Origin of the sequence: Brevibacterium sp. FME37, assembly GCF_014897485.1 — a bacterium.
In the GTDB taxonomy this organism is placed as follows: domain Bacteria; phylum Actinomycetota; class Actinomycetes; order Actinomycetales; family Brevibacteriaceae; genus Brevibacterium.
The window spans coordinates 1-4,302 of record NZ_JABUYE010000037.1; the positions used below are offsets into that span (position 1 = coordinate 1).

A 4,302-nucleotide genomic window follows, 5' to 3' on the forward strand; every position below is an offset into this window, starting at 1 on the left:
GATCACTGGCGCCCAGAGGCACGACTGGTGGACCCCAGCGAAGCGAATATTCAGTAACGGGGCAGTCCAGTTCGAGCGCTGGCGGACCCTCGAACCCCAGCGCGAGGTGATCGAGCTGGCCAAAGCTCAAAGCGTCTATCAGCGCAAGCTCACTGACGAAGACGTGCAAGCCTGCCGAGCGAGGGCCGGCATGGGAATCTCGGTGGCCGAGGCTGCCCGACGCTACGCGGTCTCTCGGCAGACTCTCTACAACGCAATCAAAGGAACGGGAGCCTGCTCTCCCGATTCCTGAGGAGCTGAGCGTGTCAACCTATTGACGCCGAACGAGATGCTCGCAGTCGATTTTATGCGAAGCGTTTTTTGACAAGATCGCTGACACGGACCCGGTTGATGATCAACACCCCGGACAGCGAAGCTGCTGCCGTGAGCACGGTTGTGCTGATGAATGGGACTGCAAGAACTCGCACCGCGATTGCGAAATCCATTCCAGGTATCCATGGCAGCACTGCGATGCACAATAATGCGGCCGCGCCAGTGCTGAGTACCCCTCTCAGCCCTAACCGTGACCACCATGCTCGAATGAGGGAGTAGCCGTGCAATCGCTGCACCCCCAGCGCCGCAGCGTCGCGAGCTAGCGCACCGATCGTAGCCACAATGACCAGCGCGGCGAGGGTGCCAGAAAGCGCTAGAAGGGGCGTTGAAGACAACGGTTCGGCATCCACTGCATCGCCAGTGTCTTCAACGAACGTGGCGGGGGTGGTCAATGCTGCATCTGGATCTGTTTTGAGGATCTCTTCATTTACTTGCCGGCTGACTGCTTCAAGGAAACTCTCGAAATCTCTCCGAATATCGGTTTCGGCTTTGTAGACACCAATCGCTGGGAGGTTCGCGAACACGTCTTCTAACGGGCGGAATGTGAGGTCGTAGCTATTCGCGAGACTCTGCGGAGTCTCCTTCGTAGCACCGGGTTTAGTCGACAGCACTGTCCCTGTCGCCTGCGTTTCGGAGTTGGTCAGCGTGTTTCCGCTTACGAGGCGTGCACGGTCAAATATCTTCGTTGGGTGGTTGAGTCGAATGTAGTAGGTGAGGTCGAGGCCGTTTCCATCTGACTGGCGAACGGTTCTTCTCACGAGATTGACATTGTTCTCATCCGCCGCGGTAGTGAGAATACGTTCTGTCGCCGAGGGATCCTGGACAGGTACATCGCGGGGCCAGATGAAGACCGCCATGTCTTGGGTGAGACCCTCAGCCGCGGTTTCCTGCGCACGCTTAATCTCGGTGGTCAGTCCAAGAGCTGCTGTAATGATGAACGTGAAGAAGAGGGTGACCGCGACGAAATTTCTCACGAAGGTGCGTCCTCGTGGCCTGCGTCTTGGTTTGATGTTCCTTCGTGTTTACTCAGGGAGGCGACTTCTACGGTTCTGGTACAGATTTCAGCTACTCGAAGGTCATGCGTTGCGAGGAGGATGGTCCGTCCGTCGGCGCTCATTTCCCTCAGGAGTTTGACGATTTCATCGCGGTTGTTTTCATCGAGTGATCCGGTGGGTTCGTCGGCGAGAACGAGTTCGCATGGTTTCAGCCAAAGGCGCGCGATGGCTACTCTCTGCTGTTCTCCTCCGGAGAGAGAGTAGACGCGGCGATTTTCGTATCCAGGCAGACCCACGCGCTCGAGAATGCGGGCGATCTGCCTTGCGTGATCACTGCGGTCGGAAGAGTAGGTCAAAGCGACTTTCAGGTTTTCGCGCACCGTCGCGGAGCCAATGAGAGCGAAGTTTTGAAACAGGTACCCGAGGCGATGCCGCAAGAACAGAGTGGCGTCTCGTGAGCGGGGCCGTGGTGCTGTGGTGCCGAAAAGTCGAACTTCGCCTGCATCGGGAGAATCGAGGAGTCCAGAGAGATTGAGGATCGTCGACTTCCCAGACCCGCTGGGCCCGGTGAATGCGACCATTTCCCCGGGACTGACAGAGAAACTAGCGTGACTGAGTACAGTCCGTCCGGTGTAGGTTTTTTCGACGTTATCGAAAACGACAGGGTCTACTTCTTTACGGCTGGGCATATCAGATTTCCTTGAGGCGGAGAGCGGGATGGCGGCGATCGAAGACCATGACGACAGCGATGGCGATGACTGCCTCCACGAGCACAACGGAGCCAGTGACAGCAAGGAGAGCCGGCCATTCATCGAGAAGTACCAGAGGATGGAAATACTCTGGGATCGCCACATGGCCTCCGAGAACATAGAAACTGGTGGTTGCCACCAGAGCGGCAGGGATGAGAAGCAACCAGGACGTTGCGAGCCCCGCGAAGACCTCCCCGAAACTCTTGAGCCTCGAGTAACCGTGGAGTCTGCGGATAGCTGAGTGCACACGCCATCGTTCATAGGCGACTACTACAGCCACGATGCTTAAGACCACGGTCAAGGCTCCGGCCACAACTGCGGCAGTGATCAACCAACGCGCATCCTCAGATGAGAGGGAAAACTGCTCGTTGATTGCATCGGCAGGGTAGACGAGTGCAGTGAAGTTGTCATCGAGTTCGTACTTCTCGAACAGGGGCAGCAGCTCTTGGTAAACCTTCTCAGGGTCTCCATCGACTCGCACCTTCATTGGAGTGTCGATTTCACCGGTGATCGTGTTCTCCCAATCGCTGGCGATTGTGTTCGAGCGTGTCATCACTGTGACGATGGGGTCAGGCAACGTGTTGCCCTCTTTCGGTCGTATTTGGGTGTCAAACGTGAATAGATCTTGGCCGGGCTGTGTCCATACGATGCGAACCTTCTGTTTGCGGACTGCGTCACTGACTTCGTAGCTATTTGCTTCTGCGTATTCGACGTCGCTGTCGGATGGGCCATTGCGTGATTCCTGCACATAGTCTCGGATCAGATCCTCACGATCCTTCAAAGTCTCCGGAACAGCGATGACCCAGTCAGTTTCTTCATCTGAAACCGCGATGGGTTTTCCTGAGCTATCGAGAATGGGATACTTCTCAAGATAGTTGGTGTTCACGCTCATCTGAACATAGGGCAGCACAGGGTCGTCTCCGACAACATCCATGTCAGCTGCCTCGACGTAGATCCCTCCGCGATCGTCAAGCTCGGGGTAGATGCGTTCGGCTACGGTTTTGGAGATTCCGTCAGTGCCGTCCTTGATGGCCTGGAGGTCGTCTCCATTGCTTCGTGGGAAGTAAACGGCATAGTCTGTGCTTTCACTCCAGTCAGTGAGTGCCGAAGCATCGTCTGAAACGAGGGCGAAGGCGCTGAAGAGGCCGACAGCCACGGCAATGAGCACCCCCGCGGCACATGACTTTATCCCGAATGCCACCAAAGTCTTGATGCCACTCTTGGAAGGTATCCGCATAGGTTTCCTATCGTTAGCAGAAGATCATCCGAGCTGGGGTAGGCCGACTTTTCGGCCTACCCCAGCTCGGATGAGGATACTCGAACGGCTTTGACTACGCGTTCGCGCTCCACTTCGTCTTGCAGGTCTGTGATCTCTTGCCGTAGGCGTTCGCGTTGGCCCATTTGCCCTTACTGGCGGTCTTCGTCACATTGACGGAGCCGATGATCGCAGTGCCAGAGTGGCGCTTTGTGCGGTGGAAGTAGTGGGAGTAGCACTTCTTCTGCTTTCCGGCCTTCGTCGTCACTTTCTCGCTACCGAAGTTCCATGTTCCACCGCCCGGGCTCTTCTTCGCCTGGGTAGTGAAGCCTTCCCCTGTTGCCTCATCTTGCACAATGGCTTCACCTGAGGTCGCTTGTTCGCTTGAGGCGCTGACGTTGCTGGAGGAGGTGTCACTTGCCATTGCTCCAGTCGCACCAGTTGCCGACAGAGCAAGCGCGAGAACAACCGTCGCTATCGTCTTTGAAGTCTTCACTCCACTCTCATGTTTCTATCAATCATTCTTCAGTGAACGGTCAGGATTGACCAATTAGTCACGCTAACGAGAAGTTCCGCAAAGCACATCGCACGATAGTATGAAGTTTCGACCTTTTTCACTCAGCAACCAGAGCCGTGGGACTGATGCACGGATCGGTACTCGGCATGAGCCACGACGTCCACTTCAAGCTCGTACGCTCGAGGTGACCTGTCGTATCGATCCGACAGGTCACTTTGGCAAGTAGACGTGAAGTATTCGGCGAACATAGACACTTGAGGACTTGCTCTACCGCAGGATACCGGTCCTGTGGCTACTACACGGTCGGGAATCTACTATTTTTCTTGATCGACGCACGAACTAGTAACCCTATGGCCACTTGATTGGGCCCCTGTTAGCAGTCCAGCGGCTATGCGATAGCTAATTGGTTCTCTG

5 protein-coding genes are annotated in these 4,302 nt (G+C 55.8%); 1 reads left to right on the forward strand and 4 read right to left on the reverse strand.

All coding sequences use genetic code 11. The features are described 5' to 3' along the window. Positions 1–292, forward strand: a 292-nt coding sequence (locus tag INT29_RS19740) for a helix-turn-helix domain-containing protein (protein WP_193073255.1), incomplete at its 5' end; no start/stop codon positions are given. Positions 293–344: 52 nt separating this feature from the next. On the opposite strand, the gene INT29_RS19745 is transcribed toward INT29_RS19740, so the two are convergent. The 4 genes from INT29_RS19745 to INT29_RS19760 all read right to left on the reverse strand — a co-directional run bounded on the left by INT29_RS19745 (position 345) and on the right by INT29_RS19760 (position 3,795). Then, positions 345–1,346: a hypothetical protein gene (locus tag INT29_RS19745; protein ID WP_193073256.1), complete on the reverse strand. Its 1,002-nt coding sequence runs from the start codon at positions 1,344–1,346 to the stop codon at positions 345–347. After that, complete coding sequence (locus INT29_RS19750) at positions 1,343–2,056, reverse strand: ATP-binding cassette domain-containing protein (RefSeq protein ID WP_226831516.1); 714 nt, start codon at positions 2,054–2,056, stop codon at positions 1,343–1,345. The genes INT29_RS19745 and INT29_RS19750 overlap by 4 nt, the downstream gene beginning before the upstream one ends. Before the next feature lies 1 nt (position 2,057). Beyond that, the gene (locus INT29_RS19755) at positions 2,058–3,353 is read right to left on the reverse strand and encodes a hypothetical protein (RefSeq protein ID WP_193073258.1); all 1,296 of its coding nucleotides are present in this window, start codon (positions 3,351–3,353) and stop codon (positions 2,058–2,060) included. A 94-nt stretch (positions 3,354–3,447) separates the two neighbouring features. Continuing rightward, a complete protein-coding gene (locus INT29_RS19760; protein ID WP_193073259.1) occupies positions 3,448–3,795 on the reverse strand; it encodes a lactococcin 972 family bacteriocin in 348 nt (115 codons plus the stop codon). Positions 3,796–4,302 lie beyond the last annotated feature (507 nt).